Genomic DNA, 15,682 nt, shown 5'->3' on the forward strand with positions numbered 1-15,682 from the left:
TGTTCGTCAGTTCTCGACAGCCACAATCACATTGGCGAGGCGACCGGGATCGGCGCTCGCATGCGCCCACTCCCCCGCGACCGGCCGATCGGTCGTGGCACGCGGGAAACCGGCGTCCGCCAATCGATCTCGCAGCCCCTCGGCCACGCCGGCGTCGGCGACCGTGATGCGAATATCGAGGATGTCCTCGGCGGGCTTATCCGCCACCGCGGTCGGCCCGACGTGTTCGATGCGGCGCGCATCGGCCGCGCACGCCAGGGCGAGGCGGGCGATGAGCCGCTTGGCCTGCACCGGCCATTCCGGATTCGCCGACACCACGGGCAATTCGGCGGGCCGGGCGGCGGGGGTGCGGGTGCGCAGATTGCGTTCGAACGGGATGAGCCGCTCGGTCCAGAGCGCGTCGACGGCCGCCGCGATCGCACCGTCCGCGCCATTGTTGTCCAGCAGCACATCGGCCACCGCGTGCCGCTGGGCGTCGGTGGCCTGGGCGGCGATGCGGGCGCGCGCGTCCGCTTCGTCCACGCCGCGGAATTCCACCAGGCGGCGCAGCCGGGTCTCCTCGGCCACGTCCACGATGACCACCAGGTTCATGAAGGGCGCGAGCCCGTTCTCCACCAGCAGCGGAATGTCCTGCACCACAATGCCGTCCGCGGGCGCGGAGGCGACCAGTTCATTGGTGCGCTTGCCGACCAGCGGATGGGTGATGCCGTTGAGGGTGGCGCGCGCGGCATCGCTGGCGAATGCCTTGGCGGCCAATGCCGGTCGATCCAGGCTGCCGTCGGCGGCGAGGATATCGGTTCCGAAGGCGGCCACGAGTGCGGCCAATCCCTCGGTTCCGGGTGCGACGACTTCGCGCGCGATAACGTCGCTGTCCACCAGCAACGCGCCGTGTTCGACGAGAATGCGGGCCACGGTGGATTTGCCCGCTCCCATGCCTCCGGTGAGACCGATTCGCAACATTCGCCCAGTCTGACATCTACTGAAACGGCCGCGAACACCACCCCTCACCTGGCGAAAGTACGGATTACCCAGTCGGACCGGTGAATTCACTTTCGGCCGTGGAGTTTGCTCATTCCGTGATATTGATGAGACCAATTCGCAACTTTTTCGTTCAATACGGACCGTTTGTCGGCAACATTCCGACACGCCGGGGTGAATGTCGCGCAAAATACGGCGTCGCACACTTTTGTTCGGCTAAGGTTCGCCGCAGGCGATCCAGGGCCGGTAACACGTAGGAGAAGGAACTTCATTGGGCACCAGAAACATCCAGACGGGTCGGCACCGTCTGGGACTGCCGGGCATGATGCACTGCATCGAGATTCCCGCGGTCGCGGCAGCGCTCGCCGTACATCGGCGCGGCTGGTTCACCGCTTTGCTCAACCTCACCCCCGCTCGGCACAGTGCCGCCGCCACGCGAAAACGCGCCGAACGTCCCGCCGTCCAACAGTGGGTGCCCGCTACCGCCTGATACGCGAACGCGACTGTGGCCCAGCCCCTTCCGGGACTGGGCCACCATTTCGCGTGCGTACGGGCGGCCGCGCCGCCGGACCTCAGACCGCGAGTCCGCTGGGCTTGCGGCGAGTGCCGGGTTCCTGTGTGGGCATGGCGTTGGGCGGCACCGGATACGGGGTGCCGACATTCGCCGTACCCAGGGCGACATTCGGACCACATTGCGCCAGTGCGGCATTCAGCTTTCGGTCCGCCGGGCCGAAGGCGGGTTTCGCCGTGTCCGGGGTCGAGCCGAAGTCGAAGCTGGAGGTCATATCGCCGGTGACGCCGCGCCGCCACGCGGTCAGGTTCGGCACGTCCACGCCGAAGCGGCGCTCCAGCAGGCGCAGCTGCGAGGTGTGGTCGAAGGTCTGCGAGGAGACCAGGCCGCCGCGGCTGTACGGCGAGATGACGAAGCACGGCACGCGATAGCCCAGACCGATCGGTCCGGCGATACCTTCCGATTTGTGCGCGCGATCCAGGGGCACGGTCAGGTATTCACCGGCGGTTCCGGGCGGCGGGGTCGGTGGCGTCACGTGATCGAAGAAACCGCCGTTCTCGTCATAGCTGACGATCAGCGCGGTCTTCTCCCACACCTTCGGATTCGAGGTGAGGATATCGAGCACCTGCATGATGCCGACCGCGCCCAAAGCCGGTGGTAGCGCGGGGTGTTCGCAATTGAGCAGGGACGGAATCACCCAGGACACATTGGGCAGCTGATCCGCGGCCACATCGGCGGCGAAATCACTCGGGTACACCGGGGCCTTACCCCGGCGCGCCAGCTCCGACGCGGGATCGGCGGCCTGTTTGAAGCAGCCCATCATGCCGTCCAGGATCACCGAGGACAGCGGTCCGACATCGCGATTGTTGTAGATCTTCCAGCTCACCCCGGCATCGGAGAGGTTCTCCGGCATGGTCCGCCAGCTGTACGCGTTCTGCGGAATCATGGTCGGCGTCTCCAGCAGCGGACCGCCCGCGAGACCATCCGGATCGATGGTGGCCGACACCCAGTACAGCCGATTGGGATCGGTCGGCCCGAGCACCGAGCAGTGGTAGTTGTCGCAGATGGTGAACGCGTCCGCGAGATCGTGATGCACCGGGATATCGGCGCGGGTGTAGTAGCCCATGGCCGCCGGGCCGTTGGCCGCGCCGACCGATGCGATGGACATCGGCATCCAGCCGTCATTGCGCCCGTTGTTCCACGCCTTGTGCATGCCCGCCCAGGTGTGGTCGGGATCGTTGATGCACTCACCGTCCAGGGACGGGCCGCGTTCGGTGTCCAGGCGGAACGGGTTGATGAATCCGTCGGCGGTCGGGCCGATGCCGGGGGCGTAGCCGTACTGATTCCACGCCGGCGATGGATCGTCGAATCCTCTTACACCGGAAAGGGTTCCGAAGTAGTGGTCGAAGGAACGGTTCTCCTGCATCAGCAGTACGAAGTGCTCGATATCCCCGAGTCCGCCCATACCGGCCGGATCGGCGGCGTAGGCGCGATCGATGATCGGATTGGCCCAGGAGGCCACCATGCCCGCGCCGCCGGCGACCATCGCCTTCGCCATGAAGTCACGCCTGTTGATGCCGTCGAACACGCCCATGCCTGCATCCAACCTTCGATTGGTGTCGGGACTGCGAATCCCCGGTTTCCGACCGGGTTTCCGACCATGACGCCGGTCACGGTACCGCATGATCACAAATTTCCTGAGAGTGACTTGCAGGGGTCCGCGGCACCGGCCTAGGCTGAGCGAAATATCTGAGAGTGACTTTCAGGTATCGCGTCCGGAGGGGAACCATGACAGAGCCCGCAGCGCCCGAATTCGGCATGGTCGGCAGGGTCGGCCTGTTCATGGCCCGGCATCGGCGCACGGTCCTGGCGGTGTGGTTACTGCTGGTCGTGGTGTGCGCGACCGCCTATCCGGCGCTGCACAGCCGCCTCGGCGCACCCGACTACAGCGTGCCCGGCTCGGAATCCAAACGAGTGGAACAGCTTGCGGCCGAACACTTCTCGCAACTCGGTGCGGAGCAGGACCTGATCGTCTTCCACTCCGCGCGCTATTCCGCCGACAGTCCCGAATTCCGCACCGCCATCGACAGCGCGCTGACCGCCGCCCGCGCCATCCCCGGTATCGCCGGTGCGGTCGGCCCGTTCGAAGGCAATGCGGGACTGCAGATCTCGGCCGATCGGCATACCGCGTTCGGCATCGTCGGACTCAACGGAGAGATGACGGCGCGAGTGGATCTCGCCGGTCGACTACAGACAGCGCTGGATCCGATAGGCAGCACCGGCATTCAGGTCGCGGTCACCGGATACTCCCCCATCCAGGGCGAGCTGATGCGCATGGAAACCGCCGATATGCAGCGCGGCGAGAGTATCGGCCTGCCGGTCGCGGCCCTGGTGCTGGTGCTCGCCCTGGGTGCGATCGTGGCCGCCACCCTGCCGATCACGGTGACCGGCGCGGGTATCGCGGTGGCGGTGGGCGCACTGTTCGGACTCACCACCTTCCTGACCTTCGATTCGCTGGTGCTCTCGGTCGCCACCATGATCGGCACCGGTACCGCCATCGATTACGCCATGTTCGTGGTGAGCCGGTTCAATGAGGAGCTGACCCGGCGCGGCGTACGAGATCGCAAGGCCCGCACGGAGATCGATGCCAGTGTGGCCGCGGCCATGGACACCACGGGCCGCACCATCGCAGCCTCGGGGCTGATCGTCATGATCTCGCTGTGCGCCCTGGTCGTGGTGGGGCTGCCGATGCTCAACGGCGTCGCGATCGGCGTGGTGACCGCCGTATCGGCCACCCTGGGCGCGGCATTCACGCTGCTGCCCGCGGTGCTGGCCATGCTCGGCCCGGCGATCAACCGAGGCGCGCTGCCCGCGCGATTGCGGCCCGCCGAGACCCGCGCTGCCGTCACCTCCACGGCGTGGACCCGCTGGGCGCGCACCGTCATGGGCCGCCCGGTGCTGTTCGGCGCGGCCGGAGTCGCGGTGCTGGCCATCGCGGCCGCGCCGCTGACCGGTTTGAAGTACGGCATCGATATGGGTTTGGCCTCGCTCGGCGATCGACCGGCCGGGCAGGCGACGCAATTGATCCGGGACAACTTCGGACCCGGACTGCTCTCACCCATCCAGGTCGTCTTGACCGGACCCGGCGACGCACCCCTGTCCGGCAGCGGCTTCGTGGACGCGAATCGTTTTGTGGCCGAACTCAATCGAGATCCGCGCATCGCGTCGGTGGTGCCGCAGACCGCCGACGGCCGCATGCTGGCGCTGGTGGTGCCGAAGGATGCGTTCGATTCCACCTCGGTCGCCGAATTGACCACCGATATCCGTTCCCGCGCGGGCGATATCGACTCCGCGACGATCTCGGTCGGCGGCGTCTCGGCCGTCTTCGCCGATGTCTCCCAGCTGATCACCTCCCGATTCCCCTGGGTGATCGCGCTGGTGCTGACGGTCTCGATGGCGTTCCTGATCTTCGCGTTCCGCAGTATCGTGCTGGCGGTCAAGGCGATCGCGCTGAATCTGCTGGCAACCGGTGCGGCACTGGGCATTACGGTCGCGGTCTTCCAGCACGGTATCGGTGAATCGCTGCTCGGCTTCCACAGCGCCGGATTCCTGCAGGTGTATCTGCCCATGCTGGTCTTCGCGGTGCTATTCGGGCTGTCCATGGATTACGAGGTCTTCCTGGTGCGCCGCATGAAGGAGGCCTGGGAGCGCAATCCCGATAACGCCGCCGCCGTGGCGGAGGGATTGCAGCACACCGCGCGTCCGATCACCGCGGCGGCGGCCATCATGGTCGCGGTCTTCGCGAGCTTCGTGACGGCGGATGTGTTGGAGCTCAAGCAGATCGGCTTCGCGCTGGCGGTCGCTGTCACCATCGACGCGGTGATCGTGCGCCTGATTCTGGTGCCCGCCTTCATGCAGCTGTTCGGCCGCTGGAACTGGTGGCTGCCGACGCTGCGCCGGACTCAGCCGATCACGGCCGCCAGCGCCGACAGAATCGAATCCAGCGCCTCGGTGTAAACCTGCCGCATGGGCACGGCGAAATCCGTTCCGGCCCAATGATCCAGCGATGCCATGCACCCCCAGATGGCGGTGGCGACGGCGATCCGCAACTGTAGGTCATTGGCGTCGCGCCCGGACCGCTCGGCCAGCAGCGCCAGGAATTGCGCCTCCAGCTCGCGCATCTGCCGCACCTGCCGATCCCGGATCTCCGGATAGGTCAGCGCATGTTGCATGCGCATTCGGGTGCGGCGTTCGAGCTCCGGGGTGATGAGGGTGTCGATGAGGATCGGCGCGAGCGCGCGCGTCAGCGCCAGCAGTTCGGCCGGTGTGGCGATACCGCCGTCACCGGCGGTGCGCAGCACCTCGAGGATCTGCGGATCGGCCTCGTCGTAGAGGACCAGCATTTCCTTGGTGCCGAAGTAGCGGTAGATCGAACTCGGCGACACCCCCGCCGCCGTCGCGACCCGTTCCACCGTCACCTCGCGGTACCCGTGCCGCTCGAACAGATCCAGCGCGATTCGCTGGATACGGCTCATGGCTTCGACTTTGCGGCGCTCCCACAGCGATCCGGGAGACTCGACGGCGGATTGGAACATATTGCATCGAGAATAGCGAAAGTCCCCGAGCCCATAGGGACTCGGGGACTTTCGAACTATCGCGTTATCGCGTCAGTAGCGAATCAGGCGTTGCCCGACAGCTTCTCACGGAGCGCGGCCAGCTGCGCATCGCTCGCCAGCGAGCCACCGGCGGGCTCGGAGGAGGACGAAGACGACGAGGAGGACGTGGCCGCCTGCGAACCGCTCTCGGAGGAGTAGTTCTGCGGGCCACCGTTGGCGGCCTCGGCAGCGGCGTCGGCCGCCATCTTCTCCATCTGAGTGGTGTGCATCTTGTGGCGACGCTCGGCCTCGGCGTACCGGCCTTCCCACTCCTCGCGGACCTTGTCCGAACCCTCGAGCCATTCGTTGGTCTCGGGATCGAAGCCCTCGGGGAAGATGTAGTTGCCCTGGTCGTCGTAGCTGTCCGCCATGCCGTACTTGGACGGATCGAACTCGGCGTTGTAGTCCTCGTTCGCCTGCTTCAGCGACAGCGAGATACGACGACGCTCGAGGTCGATGTCGATGACCTTGACCATCGCGTCGTCGCCGACGGCGACAACCTGGTCCGGGACCTCGACGTGGCGCTCGGCCAGCTCGGAGATGTGCACCAGGCCCTCGATGCCCTCTTCGACGCGCACGAAGGCGCCGAAGGGAACGAGCTTGGTGACCTTGCCCGGGACGATCTGACCGATCGCGTGGGTGCGGGCGAACTGACGCCACGGGTCTTCCTGAGTCGCCTTGAGCGACAGGGAGACACGCTCGCGGTCCAGGTCGACGTCGAGGACCTCGACGGTGACCTCGTTGCCGACCTCGACAACCTCGGACGGGTGATCGATGTGCTTCCAGGACAGCTCGGAGACGTGCACCAGGCCGTCGACGCCACCCAGGTCCACGAAGGCACCGAAGTTGACGATGGAGGACACGACGCCCTTGCGGACCTGGCCCTTCTGCAGCTGGTGCAGGAACTCGGAGCGCACCTCGGACTGGGTCTGCTCCAGCCAAGCGCGACGCGACAGGACCACGTTGTTGCGGTTCTTGTCGAGCTCGATGATCTTGGCCTCGATCTCCTTGCCGACGTACGGCTGGAGATCGCGAACGCGACGCATCTCGACCAGCGAAGCCGGCAGGAAGCCACGGAGACCGATGTCGAGGATCAGGCCGCCCTTGACGACCTCGATGACGGTGCCCTTGACGGCCTCGTCCTTCTCCTTGAGCTCCTCGATCGTGCCCCAAGCCCGCTCGTACTGCGCGCGCTTCTTCGACAGGATCAGGCGGCCTTCCTTGTCCTCCTTGGTGAGAACGAGGGCCTCGACCTCATCACCCACGGAAACGACCTCATTCGGGTCGACATCGTGCTTGATGGAGAGTTCGCGAGAGGGGATGACGCCTTCGGTCTTGTAACCGATGTCGAGAAGGACCTCGTCACGGTCGACCTTGACAATGGTGCCTTCGACGATGTCACCGTCATTGAAGTACTTGATCGTCTTGTCGATAGCGGCGAGGAAGTCCTCGGCAGTGCCGATGTCATTAACGGCTACCTGCGGCGAGGTCACAGTAGTGGGCATGTGTGAGGTTGCTCCGGACGGATTGTGGTCGGAAGTGGACATGTGGGCTTTCGGTATTGCTGCGAACACACAGCTGATGGAACTAACGTTGGTCATGCAACAGCACATCGCTGTGGCGGAGCACAACGCTGCCCTGAAAAGCATGCGGACTCACAGCACGATTGTCTGCTCTGCGCGGTCCAATGAGTTTCCCCAGAGATCCGAGTACAGAAGACACTCGCGGGAAACAGCGTACGCGAGGTCTGTTGTACCAAGCAAACACGGGTACTTCGGCGCGAGTCGATAGGGTTGCGCAATGGCCGAAGATCACCCCGCTCTCCCCGACGATACCCGGCACGCCGAGGCGAATTCCCTGCTGGGGACGGTGGGAGTGGCTCGAACCAAGATTGACTCCACCGCGAGCGAGCGCGCCAGCCGCAAATGGTGGGATGCGGACGCCGCGGCCTATCACGAGACGCATGCCGATTTTCTGGGCGTGGATTCGGTTGCCGGGGAGTTCATCTGGTGTCCGGAAGGACTGCACGAGGGTGACTGGCGGCTGCTCGGCGACATTGTGGACAAGCACATATTGGAGATCGGCTGCGGTTCCGCGCCGTGCTCGCGCTGGCTCGCCGCGCACGGTGCGCATCCGGTCGGGCTCGATATCTCCCGGCAGATGCTCGAGCGCGGTATGAGCGCCATGACCGCGGGCGGGCCGCGGGTACCGCTGGTGCAGGCGGGCGCGGAGGCGCTGCCCTTCGCGGACGCGAGTTTCGATCTGGCCTGTTCGGCGTTCGGCGGGGTGCCGTTCGTGGCGGATTCGGGTCAGGTCATGCGCGAGGTGGCGCGGGTGCTGCGGCCGGGCGGGCGCTGGGTGTTCTCCGTCAACCACCCCATGCGCTGGATCTTCCCGGACGATCCCGGACCGGAGGGATTGCGCGCCGCCATCCCGTATTTCGATCGCACGCCGTATGTGGAGCTGGACGGAGACGGTGAGCCCACCTACGTGGAACACCATCGCACCGTCGGCGATCGGGTGCGCGAGATCGTCGCGGCCGGGCTGACGCTGGTCGACATCATCGAACCCGAATGGCCGGAGTGGCTCGAGCGCGAATGGGGCCAGTGGAGTCCTTTGCGAGGCGAAATATTCCCGGGGACAGCCATTTTCGTGACCGAGAAGCCGAGCTGAGCCCCGTCCATTCGCGCTGACCCTGCCGCCGTCGCCCCGGGTGTGGTAGGCGTGACGTGTGGAGGAAAGTCCGTTCGGCCGCTATCGACTCCTCGGACTGCTCGGCGAAGGGGGCATGGGGCGGGTCTATCGCGCCTTCGATACCGAGACCGAGCGGGTCGTGGCGCTCAAGGTGTTACCGCCGCAATTCGCGCATGATCCGGTGTACCGGGAGCGATTCCGGCGGGAGGCGCAGGCGGCCGCGCGGCTGACCGAACCGCACATCATTCCGATCCACGGGTACGGGGAGATCGACGGTCGGCTGTTCCTGGATATGCGGCTGGTCGAGGGCACCGATCTGGCGTCGGTGCTGACCGCCGAGGGACGGCTCGCGCCCGCGCGCGCGGTCGAGGTGCTGGCGCAGATCGCCGCCGCGCTCGATGCCGCGCACAGTGCCGGGCTGGTGCACCGGGATGTGAAACCGTCCAATATCCTCACCACCGCAAACGATTTCGCGTATCTCATCGATTTCGGCATCGCGCGCGGTGAGGACGATTCCGATCTGACCACCATGGGCGCGGCCATCGGCACGTTCGCGTACATGGCCCCCGAACGCCTCGCCAACGACAGCTATGACGGCCGGGCCGATGTGTACGCGCTGGCCTGCGTGCTCTACGAATCCCTGGCGGGCTCGAAACCGTTCCCCGGCACCAGCGTCGAGCGTCAGATCGCCGCGCATCTGTCCGCGCCGCCGCCGCGTCCGTCGATTCAGGTCGCGGGGGTCGCGCCCGATTTCGACGCGGTCATCGCGCGGGGCATGGCCAAGAATCCGGCGGATCGCTATCGCACCGCCGGCGCCTTGATCGACGCCGCCCGGTTGGCGGCGCGCGGTCGTGCGCTGCCCGACCCCGGCTCCGAACTCACGCTGCCGGGTCCGGCCGCCGGACCGCACACCCGCCTCGGTCCGGGCTCGGCTGACCCGGATACCGTTGCGACACAGGCCAGTCCGCTGTCGACGCCGCGACCCGAGCACTGGGTCTCAGCCGCCTCGACCGCCGACACCCAACTCATCCGGCCCGCGACCCCCGATCCGGCCAAGCGCTCACTGCGGGCCCTGATGTGGGCGGCCTCGGCCATGGCGTTGCTCATCGCGATCGGGGTCATCGCGGTCCCGCTGATCCGGCAGAGCGGCACCTCGACCGATTCCGCCGGTTCCCCCGCCCCGCAGGCCACCAACACGATGGCGCTCACACCCCCGGGCACCCGCTCAACTCCCCCGCCGACCACCACCGGCGAAAGCGAAACCACCAGCGCTCCAGCCGATTCCGCCACTCGCGCGGCGAACTTCCTCCGTGCGCACTACGCCCTGCTGCCGGGCAATCCGGCGGCCGCCTGGGCGCGCCTGACACCCGCCTACCAGAACCGCATCGGCGGCTATACCGCCTACCAATCCTTCTGGACCACGGTCGACGCCGTCACCGCCTGGGATGTCGCCGCCGACGGCAGCACCCTGACGGTGACCTACCGCCTGTCCTTCCGCTACAACAACGGCAAACCCATCGCCGCCGAACAACGCCGCGCCCAATTGATCCGCAGCGGCGACACCTTCCTGATCGACAGCGCCGAACTCATCTCCTGATCCGGTCCGGATACGCCGAACTCCTCCCGCACGGTGCGGGAGGAGTTCGGTTCAGGGTGTCTTCGGTTCTCGCCCAGCGTTTTTCAATGCCACCCGGAGGGCGTATTCGATTTGGGCGTTGATGCTGCGGAGGTCGTCGGCGGCCCATTTGGCGATGGCGTCGTGGACGCCCGGATCCAGGCGGAGCAGAACCTTTTTGGGCTCGCGTTTGGGCGCCGGCATCAGCTGTAGAGGGTGCCGGTGTTCACAACGGGCTGGGCGGCGCGATCACCGCACAGCACCACCAGGAGATTGGAAACCATCGCGGCCTTGCGCTCCTCGTCGAGTTCGACCATGCCCTCGGCGGCGAGCCGTTCCAGGGCCAGGCCGACCATGCCGACCGCGCCCTCGACAATACGGGTGCGGGCCGCGACGATCTGCGAGGCCTGCTGGCGCACCAGCATGGACTGGGCGATCTCGGGGGCATAGGCCAGGTGCGTGATGCGGGCTTCGATGACTTCGATACCGGCCAGGTCGGTGCGTTCGCGCAGTTCGGCGGTGAGTTCCTCGGCGACCGTGCTGCCATCGCGCAGGCTGGTGCGGGTGGCGTCGTCGTGGGCGTCGTACGGGTGGATGGTGGCCAGGTGGCGGACCGCCGCCTCGGACTGGGTTTCCACGTACTGCTCGTAATCGTCGACGGCGAAGGCGGCCTTGTAGCTGTCGACCACGCGGTAGACGACCACCGCGGCGATCTCGACCGGATTGCCGTCCGCCTCATTGACCTTCAGCTTCTGGGTCTCGAAGTTCCTGACCCGCAACGAGATTCCGCGCCGGCTGCTGAACGGGGTGACCCAGTGGAATCCGGCCTCGCTGACCGAGCCGATGTACCGGCCGAAGAACTGAACGACCTTGGCCTGGTTGGGATTCACCACCACGAAGCCGGTGAGCACGACGACGGCCGCGATCATGGCCACGGTCAGCAGCACCGCACCGGCCGGTGACGCCCCGTTGTGATTGTTGGCGGAATTGCCGAGCACCGCGATCCCCGCGACGGCCAGCGCACTGAAAAGTAGAAAAACCCCCAGCATCAGAAACCCGTTCACGCGGAACGCCCGACGCATCTCCATGACACTCTCCTAGTATCGAAGTGATATCACGACGATAGCGCTCGAACCGGCCGCTGCCAAGTCGGTTTTCCGGACTCGGGGTTGCGTAAATATGTAGACCGGTCTAGTTTTCAGGCATGGGACAGAAGGGCGCGGAAACGCGGGACCGGCTGCTGGACGCGACCCAGGAACTCATGGAGACCTCGGGATACTTCGGCGCCGGACTCAATCAGGTGGTCGCGCTCAGCGGTGCGCCGCGCGGATCGCTCTACTTCCACTTCCCCGGCGGCAAGGACGAGATGGTGGGGGCATCGGTGCGGCGGGCCGGGCAGACGATCGGCGACGCACTCACCGGTCTGGCCGAATCGAGCGATTCGGTGACGGCGCTCGCGGACGCGATGCTGGGCTTTCTCGGCGATCAACTGGAGCAGTCGGGGTGGCGCAAAGGCTGTCCCGTCGCGACGGTCGCGCTGGAGACCGCCGCCACCAATGATCCACTGCAACAGGCATGTTCGGAGGTCTACCGCGCATGGGAGGCGGCCCTGCGCATCCAGGTCGCGGACCGCCCCGATGCGGATGATCTCGCCATCACGATCCTGGCGCTGGTGGAGGGTGCGCTGGTGCTGGCACGTGCGCATCGGAGCCGAGATCCGCTGACGCGGGTCGGGCGGCAGATCAACGCGCTCTTGTCAACACCCGCCTGAACCCCGCCCGCCAACCCGGCCCGCTCTCGACGGCGGGCCATTTTCCGGACCCGAAAATATGTAGACCGATCTATTAAGGACTCCCCATGGACGCAATCGTCTTCGGCGCGACCGGTTTTCTCGGACGCACCCTGGTGGCCGAACTGCTCGGACGCGGACAGCGGGTGGCGGCTGCCATCCGCAGCGACACGCTCACACCGTGGCTGATCTCCCAAGGGCTCGATATCAGCGGTCTGGAGCTGGTCGCGGCGGACATCACCCAGCCGCTCACGGGACTACCGATCGTGCGCGATGTCTACAACACCGCCGGTCGGTACGCCTTCGGACTCGGCAGGCAAGAGGCACGGGCGACCAATGTCACCGGCGCGATCAACGTACTCGAATGGGCCGCAACGCTTCCCGAGCTCCGGCGGCTGGTGCACATCAGCGGATATCGGGTGAGCGCGGCCGACGGCATGCCCGACTACGACGAACTCGGCGCGTACGAGGCATCGAAAGTCGAGGGTGATCTCGCGGTGCGCACCCGCGCTCGCGAGCTGGCGGTGCCGCTGACCGTCGCCAATCCCAGCGCGGTCATCGGCCCGGGGCAGTACATCGGCCCGGCGAGTCTCGTCGAGCAGCTCTGGAACGGACAGCTGCCCGCGTTACCGGGCGGTCCGAACACGTTCGTACCGATCGTCACGGTTGACTACGTGGCGAAGTTCCTCGCCGAGATCCCCGAATACCCTGCGGGCGAGCATCATTGGATTCTCGACGACGCCACTCCCCCGCTGCCCGAATTGATCGGCACGATCGCGAATCACCTCGGCGTGCGTGCACCGCGCCGCAGCATCCCGGTCGGCCTGTTGCGACGACTGCCGCGCGCCTTGACCGGAGCGGACCCCGAAACCCTGACATTCCTGTCGACCGACCGCTACCCGACCGCCTCCGCCCGAGCGCTCGCGGCACAGACGGGTCTGGAAATGCCCTCCGCCACAGCGGCTTTACGCGACTGGGCCGATGAACTGGTGGCCGCCCGCTTCGGCGCGGCCGAGCCCTGGCAGCGCCCGCACGGATTCCACGACGTGGCAGGCAGCCGTACCTGGCTGGTCGGCGACCGCGAACGCCCCGATTACGTCCTGCTGCACGGCCTGCCGATGAACGCCGACCTGTGGGCCCCACTCGCCGCACACCTACCCGGCCCGATCCTCGCCCCCGACCTCCCCGGCCAAGGCCGTTCCGCCGCAGCCGAATCCACCGACACCTGGCTGGCCGAGCTGTTCCACCCGATCCGCACCCGCCCCGTCCTGATCGCCCATTCCGCGGCCTGCGCACCCGCCCTCCGCTTCGCCGCCGACCACCCCGACCGCATCGGCGAACTCATCCTCATCTCCCCCGCATTCCTCCAGAAACCCGCCGGTCGCCTGGCCCGATCCAGCGTGTCCGCCCCGCTGCTGCGACGCATGTCCGCGCAGCGGCTGGCAAGGACGCTGAATCTCCCCGAAGGCGATGAGATCCGAAGCGCCGCAGCAGATCTGCACCGCCCCGGCGTAGCGCGCCGAACCCTCGCGGCCTTGCGCACCGACACCGCGCAACGCGCACGATCGCACGCCCTGCTGAACCGGCTCGGCGACCCCGGCACGACACGGACCGCGCCGAACCCAACGCGCGCCGATCAGCGACCAGTCATGAATGAGTCCCACGTACGCGTCACGATCATCGTGGGCGCAACCGACCCCCTCGTCACGCCCATCGATCTCCCGGTGATCGAGATCAGCGGAGCCGGGCACTACCCCCAGCTGACACACCCCGTCGAGGTCGCAAGACACCTCACCCACGCCGACCTGACCACCACCACCCCTCGAAACTGAGGCGGCTCCGCCCCTCCGTCATCCCGGCATGCTTTTGGCCGGGATCCACACCCGTTGCACACCAACTGATTTCGCGGATTCCAGCCAACCCCACGCCGGAGTATCGACCGGGCAATCCACCGGCTCCGTGCCCGCGATCGAATCCGATCGCGGGCACGGAGGTTCGTCCGGCTCAGCGGGGCTGGATATTGCGGTTGAAGCGGAACAGGTTGTCGGCGTCGTACTTCGACTTCAGGGCGGCGAGGCGATCGTAGGTGGTGGCGGTGTAGGCGGAGCGGGTTTCGGATTCGCCGCGGTCGCCGCCGCCGTAGAGGAAGTTGAGGTTGGTGCCGATTGCCCAGGGCTCCACGGTCTTTCGGATACGGGCCAGGCCGGCGGTGATGGCCGCGGCGTCCGGGCCGGGTAGTGCGATGGCACGGGCGACATACTGGGCGTCGCGGTGATCGACGGCGGATTCGTAGGCGGCGGGGCGGCTCAGCGCACCGCCCAGGTGGCGGAATCCGGCGACGACCGGCAGGTCCGAACCCGGGCCGGTGGCCTCGAGGAAGGCGTCGGTGGCATCGGCGGGGAGTTCGGCGAGCAGGGCGTTGGTGGCGGTGTACGGGTGCGGTTGCGGCGGATCGCTGTGGATGGTGTGGGATTCGGTGTAGGGCAGCACTTTCAGGTTGTCGGTGAAGCGCTCGCCGATGGCGCGCAGCGGGGCGACCAGGTGTTCACCGTCGGCTTCGGAGCCGGTGTACGCGATATTGATGGTGGCCAGGTAGCGGCCGCGCAGGTGTGCGGGGAATTGCGGGATATCGGGCATGGTCATCATGCCGAAGGCGGAGGTGAGCTGGTCGGCCAGATCGGTGGTCCAGAGCCGCCAGGCTTCCAGTGCCTGCGGCACCAGCGGTGCGTCGAATTGCAGTTGACCGCCGTACACCGTTGTCACCGGCAGCAATTCGAGTTCCAGCGCGGTGACCACGCCGAAATTGCCGCCGGTGCCGAGCACCGCGCCGAACAGTTCGTCGCCGGGAGCCAGGCGGCGCAGACGGCCGTCCGCGGTGACGATCTCGATGACCCGCACATGGTCTGCGGCATAACCGAATTCGCGAGCCAGCAGGCCCAGGCCGCCGCCCAGGGTGTACCCGACGACGCCGACCGAATTGGATGACCCGTTCAGCGGGGCCAGCCCGTGTGCGGCGGCGGCCGCGATCAGCTCGCCAGCCTGCACGCCGGCCGCGACGCGAGCGGTGCGGGCGGCGGCATCGATCCGAATGTCCTTCATACGACGGGTAGTGATGAGCACTCCCCCGTCGGCGGGTGCGGCCAGGCCGTGCCCGGTGGCCTGCACCGCGATCGGAAGTCCGTGCCGCGCGGCGTATTCCACGGCGGCGCGGACATCCTCGGCGTGCACGGCCGCGACGACGACGGCGGGGCGATGGGTGTACGCGGTTTGGAATCCCTCGATTTCGGCGCGGTAATCGTCGTCCTCGGGCAGCAGAACCGCGCCGGTGGTGGAGGGGAGTTCGTTCCGGTGGTGCGCTGTCTTCGTCATGTCCCCAACTCTGCGCCGCTTCGATCCAGAACTCCAACACATAGTTTTTCTTGCTACTAGAATTATCAGTT

The 15,682-nt window shown here is 66.8% G+C and carries 12 protein-coding genes and 1 pseudogene; 6 read left to right on the forward strand and 7 right to left on the reverse strand.

What is annotated here, in order from left to right; all coding sequences use genetic code 11:
- Positions 1-12: 12 nt before the first annotated feature.
- Positions 13-960 (reverse strand): annotated as a pseudogene (coaE, locus tag ACFVUS_RS39010) (dephospho-CoA kinase); the annotation flags it as partial.
- Between the two features lie 289 nt (positions 961-1,249).
- Between coaE and ACFVUS_RS39015 the strand changes: the two are divergent.
- Positions 1,250-1,468: a hypothetical protein gene (locus ACFVUS_RS39015; protein WP_364644243.1), complete on the forward strand. Its 219-nt coding sequence runs from the start codon at positions 1,250-1,252 to the stop codon at positions 1,466-1,468.
- 82 nt (positions 1,469-1,550) lie between these two features.
- On the opposite strand, the gene ACFVUS_RS39020 is transcribed toward ACFVUS_RS39015, so the two are convergent.
- Complete coding sequence (locus ACFVUS_RS39020; RefSeq protein ID WP_387778910.1) at positions 1,551-3,083, reverse strand: phospholipase C; 1,533 nt, start codon at positions 3,081-3,083, stop codon at positions 1,551-1,553.
- A 194-nt stretch (positions 3,084-3,277) separates the two neighbouring features.
- Here ACFVUS_RS39020 and ACFVUS_RS39025 point away from each other — a divergent pair, with 194 nt between their 5' ends.
- Positions 3,278-5,506, forward strand: a complete 2,229-nt coding sequence (locus ACFVUS_RS39025; protein ID WP_387778913.1) for an MMPL family transporter — start codon at positions 3,278-3,280, stop codon at positions 5,504-5,506.
- Here the strand turns inward: ACFVUS_RS39025 and ACFVUS_RS39030 are convergent.
- Both ACFVUS_RS39030 and rpsA read right to left on the reverse strand, forming a co-directional pair.
- Positions 5,452-6,024, reverse strand: coding sequence for a TetR/AcrR family transcriptional regulator (locus ACFVUS_RS39030; RefSeq protein WP_387778916.1), 573 nt, complete (start codon positions 6,022-6,024; stop codon positions 5,452-5,454). The genes ACFVUS_RS39025 and ACFVUS_RS39030 overlap by 55 nt on opposite strands.
- A 143-nt stretch (positions 6,025-6,167) precedes the next feature.
- Entirely contained in the window at positions 6,168-7,649 is a 1,482-nt protein-coding gene (gene rpsA, locus ACFVUS_RS39035) for a 30S ribosomal protein S1 (protein ID WP_387779901.1), read from the reverse strand.
- A 295-nt stretch (positions 7,650-7,944) separates the two neighbouring features.
- Here rpsA and ACFVUS_RS39040 point away from each other — a divergent pair, with 295 nt between their 5' ends.
- Together ACFVUS_RS39040 and ACFVUS_RS39045 are read left to right on the forward strand one after the other, a co-directional pair.
- Positions 7,945-8,817: a class I SAM-dependent methyltransferase gene (locus ACFVUS_RS39040; RefSeq protein ID WP_387778919.1), complete on the forward strand. Its 873-nt coding sequence runs from the start codon at positions 7,945-7,947 to the stop codon at positions 8,815-8,817.
- A gap of 58 nt (positions 8,818-8,875) precedes the next feature.
- Entirely contained in the window at positions 8,876-10,435 is a 1,560-nt protein-coding gene (locus ACFVUS_RS39045) for a serine/threonine-protein kinase (protein ID WP_387778922.1), read from the forward strand.
- Between the two features lie 51 nt (positions 10,436-10,486).
- Here the strand turns inward: ACFVUS_RS39045 and ACFVUS_RS39050 are convergent, their stop codons facing one another.
- Entirely contained in the window at positions 10,487-10,657 is a 171-nt protein-coding gene (locus ACFVUS_RS39050) for a hypothetical protein (protein ID WP_375967952.1), read from the reverse strand.
- The gene (locus ACFVUS_RS39055) at positions 10,657-11,541 is read right to left on the reverse strand and encodes an SPFH domain-containing protein (protein ID WP_387778925.1); all 885 of its coding nucleotides are present in this window, start codon (positions 11,539-11,541) and stop codon (positions 10,657-10,659) included. The genes ACFVUS_RS39050 and ACFVUS_RS39055 overlap by 1 nt, the downstream gene beginning before the upstream one ends.
- Before the next feature lie 116 nt (positions 11,542-11,657).
- Between ACFVUS_RS39055 and ACFVUS_RS39060 the strand changes: the two genes are divergently transcribed.
- Together ACFVUS_RS39060 and ACFVUS_RS39065 are read left to right on the forward strand one after the other, a co-directional pair.
- A complete protein-coding gene (locus ACFVUS_RS39060) occupies positions 11,658-12,224 on the forward strand; it encodes a TetR/AcrR family transcriptional regulator (RefSeq protein WP_387778928.1) in 567 nt (188 codons plus the stop codon).
- 86 nt (positions 12,225-12,310) lie between these two features.
- Entirely contained in the window at positions 12,311-14,074 is a 1,764-nt protein-coding gene (locus ACFVUS_RS39065; RefSeq protein WP_387778931.1) for an alpha/beta fold hydrolase, read from the forward strand.
- A 172-nt stretch (positions 14,075-14,246) separates the two neighbouring features.
- On the opposite strand, the gene ACFVUS_RS39070 is transcribed toward ACFVUS_RS39065, so the two are convergent.
- Positions 14,247-15,611 (reverse strand): FAD-binding oxidoreductase, encoded by a 1,365-nt coding sequence (locus ACFVUS_RS39070; protein WP_387778934.1) that lies wholly within the window; start codon positions 15,609-15,611, stop codon positions 14,247-14,249.
- Positions 15,612-15,682: the final 71 nt, after the last annotated feature.

It is taken from the genome of Nocardia sp. NPDC058058 (genome assembly GCF_042885355.1).
Taxonomy (GTDB): domain Bacteria; phylum Actinomycetota; class Actinomycetes; order Mycobacteriales; family Mycobacteriaceae; genus Nocardia.

What these genes read in the sequence shown, in the direction of transcription:
- rpsA (WP_387779901.1), bottom strand. Translation starts at nt 7,649, where the DNA reads ATGCCCACTACTGTGACCTCGCCGCAGGTAGCCGTTAATGACATCGGC.
- ACFVUS_RS39060 (WP_387778928.1), top strand. Translation starts at nt 11,658, where the DNA reads ATGGGACAGAAGGGCGCGGAAACGCGGGACCGGCTGCTGGACGCGACC.
- ACFVUS_RS39070 (WP_387778934.1), bottom strand. Translation starts at nt 15,611, where the DNA reads ATGACGAAGACAGCGCACCACCGGAACGAACTCCCCTCCACCACCGGC.
- ACFVUS_RS39025 (WP_387778913.1), top strand. Translation starts at nt 3,278, where the DNA reads ATGACAGAGCCCGCAGCGCCCGAATTCGGCATGGTCGGCAGGGTCGGC.
- ACFVUS_RS39030 (WP_387778916.1), bottom strand. Translation starts at nt 6,024, where the DNA reads ATGAGCCGTATCCAGCGAATCGCGCTGGATCTGTTCGAGCGGCACGGG.
- ACFVUS_RS39020 (WP_387778910.1), bottom strand. Translation starts at nt 3,083, where the DNA reads ATGGGCGTGTTCGACGGCATCAACAGGCGTGACTTCATGGCGAAGGCG.
- ACFVUS_RS39050 (WP_375967952.1), bottom strand. Translation starts at nt 10,657, where the DNA reads ATGCCGGCGCCCAAACGCGAGCCCAAAAAGGTTCTGCTCCGCCTGGAT.
- ACFVUS_RS39040 (WP_387778919.1), top strand. Translation starts at nt 7,945, where the DNA reads ATGGCCGAAGATCACCCCGCTCTCCCCGACGATACCCGGCACGCCGAG.
- ACFVUS_RS39065 (WP_387778931.1), top strand. Translation starts at nt 12,311, where the DNA reads ATGGACGCAATCGTCTTCGGCGCGACCGGTTTTCTCGGACGCACCCTG.
- ACFVUS_RS39055 (WP_387778925.1), bottom strand. Translation starts at nt 11,541, where the DNA reads ATGGAGATGCGTCGGGCGTTCCGCGTGAACGGGTTTCTGATGCTGGGG.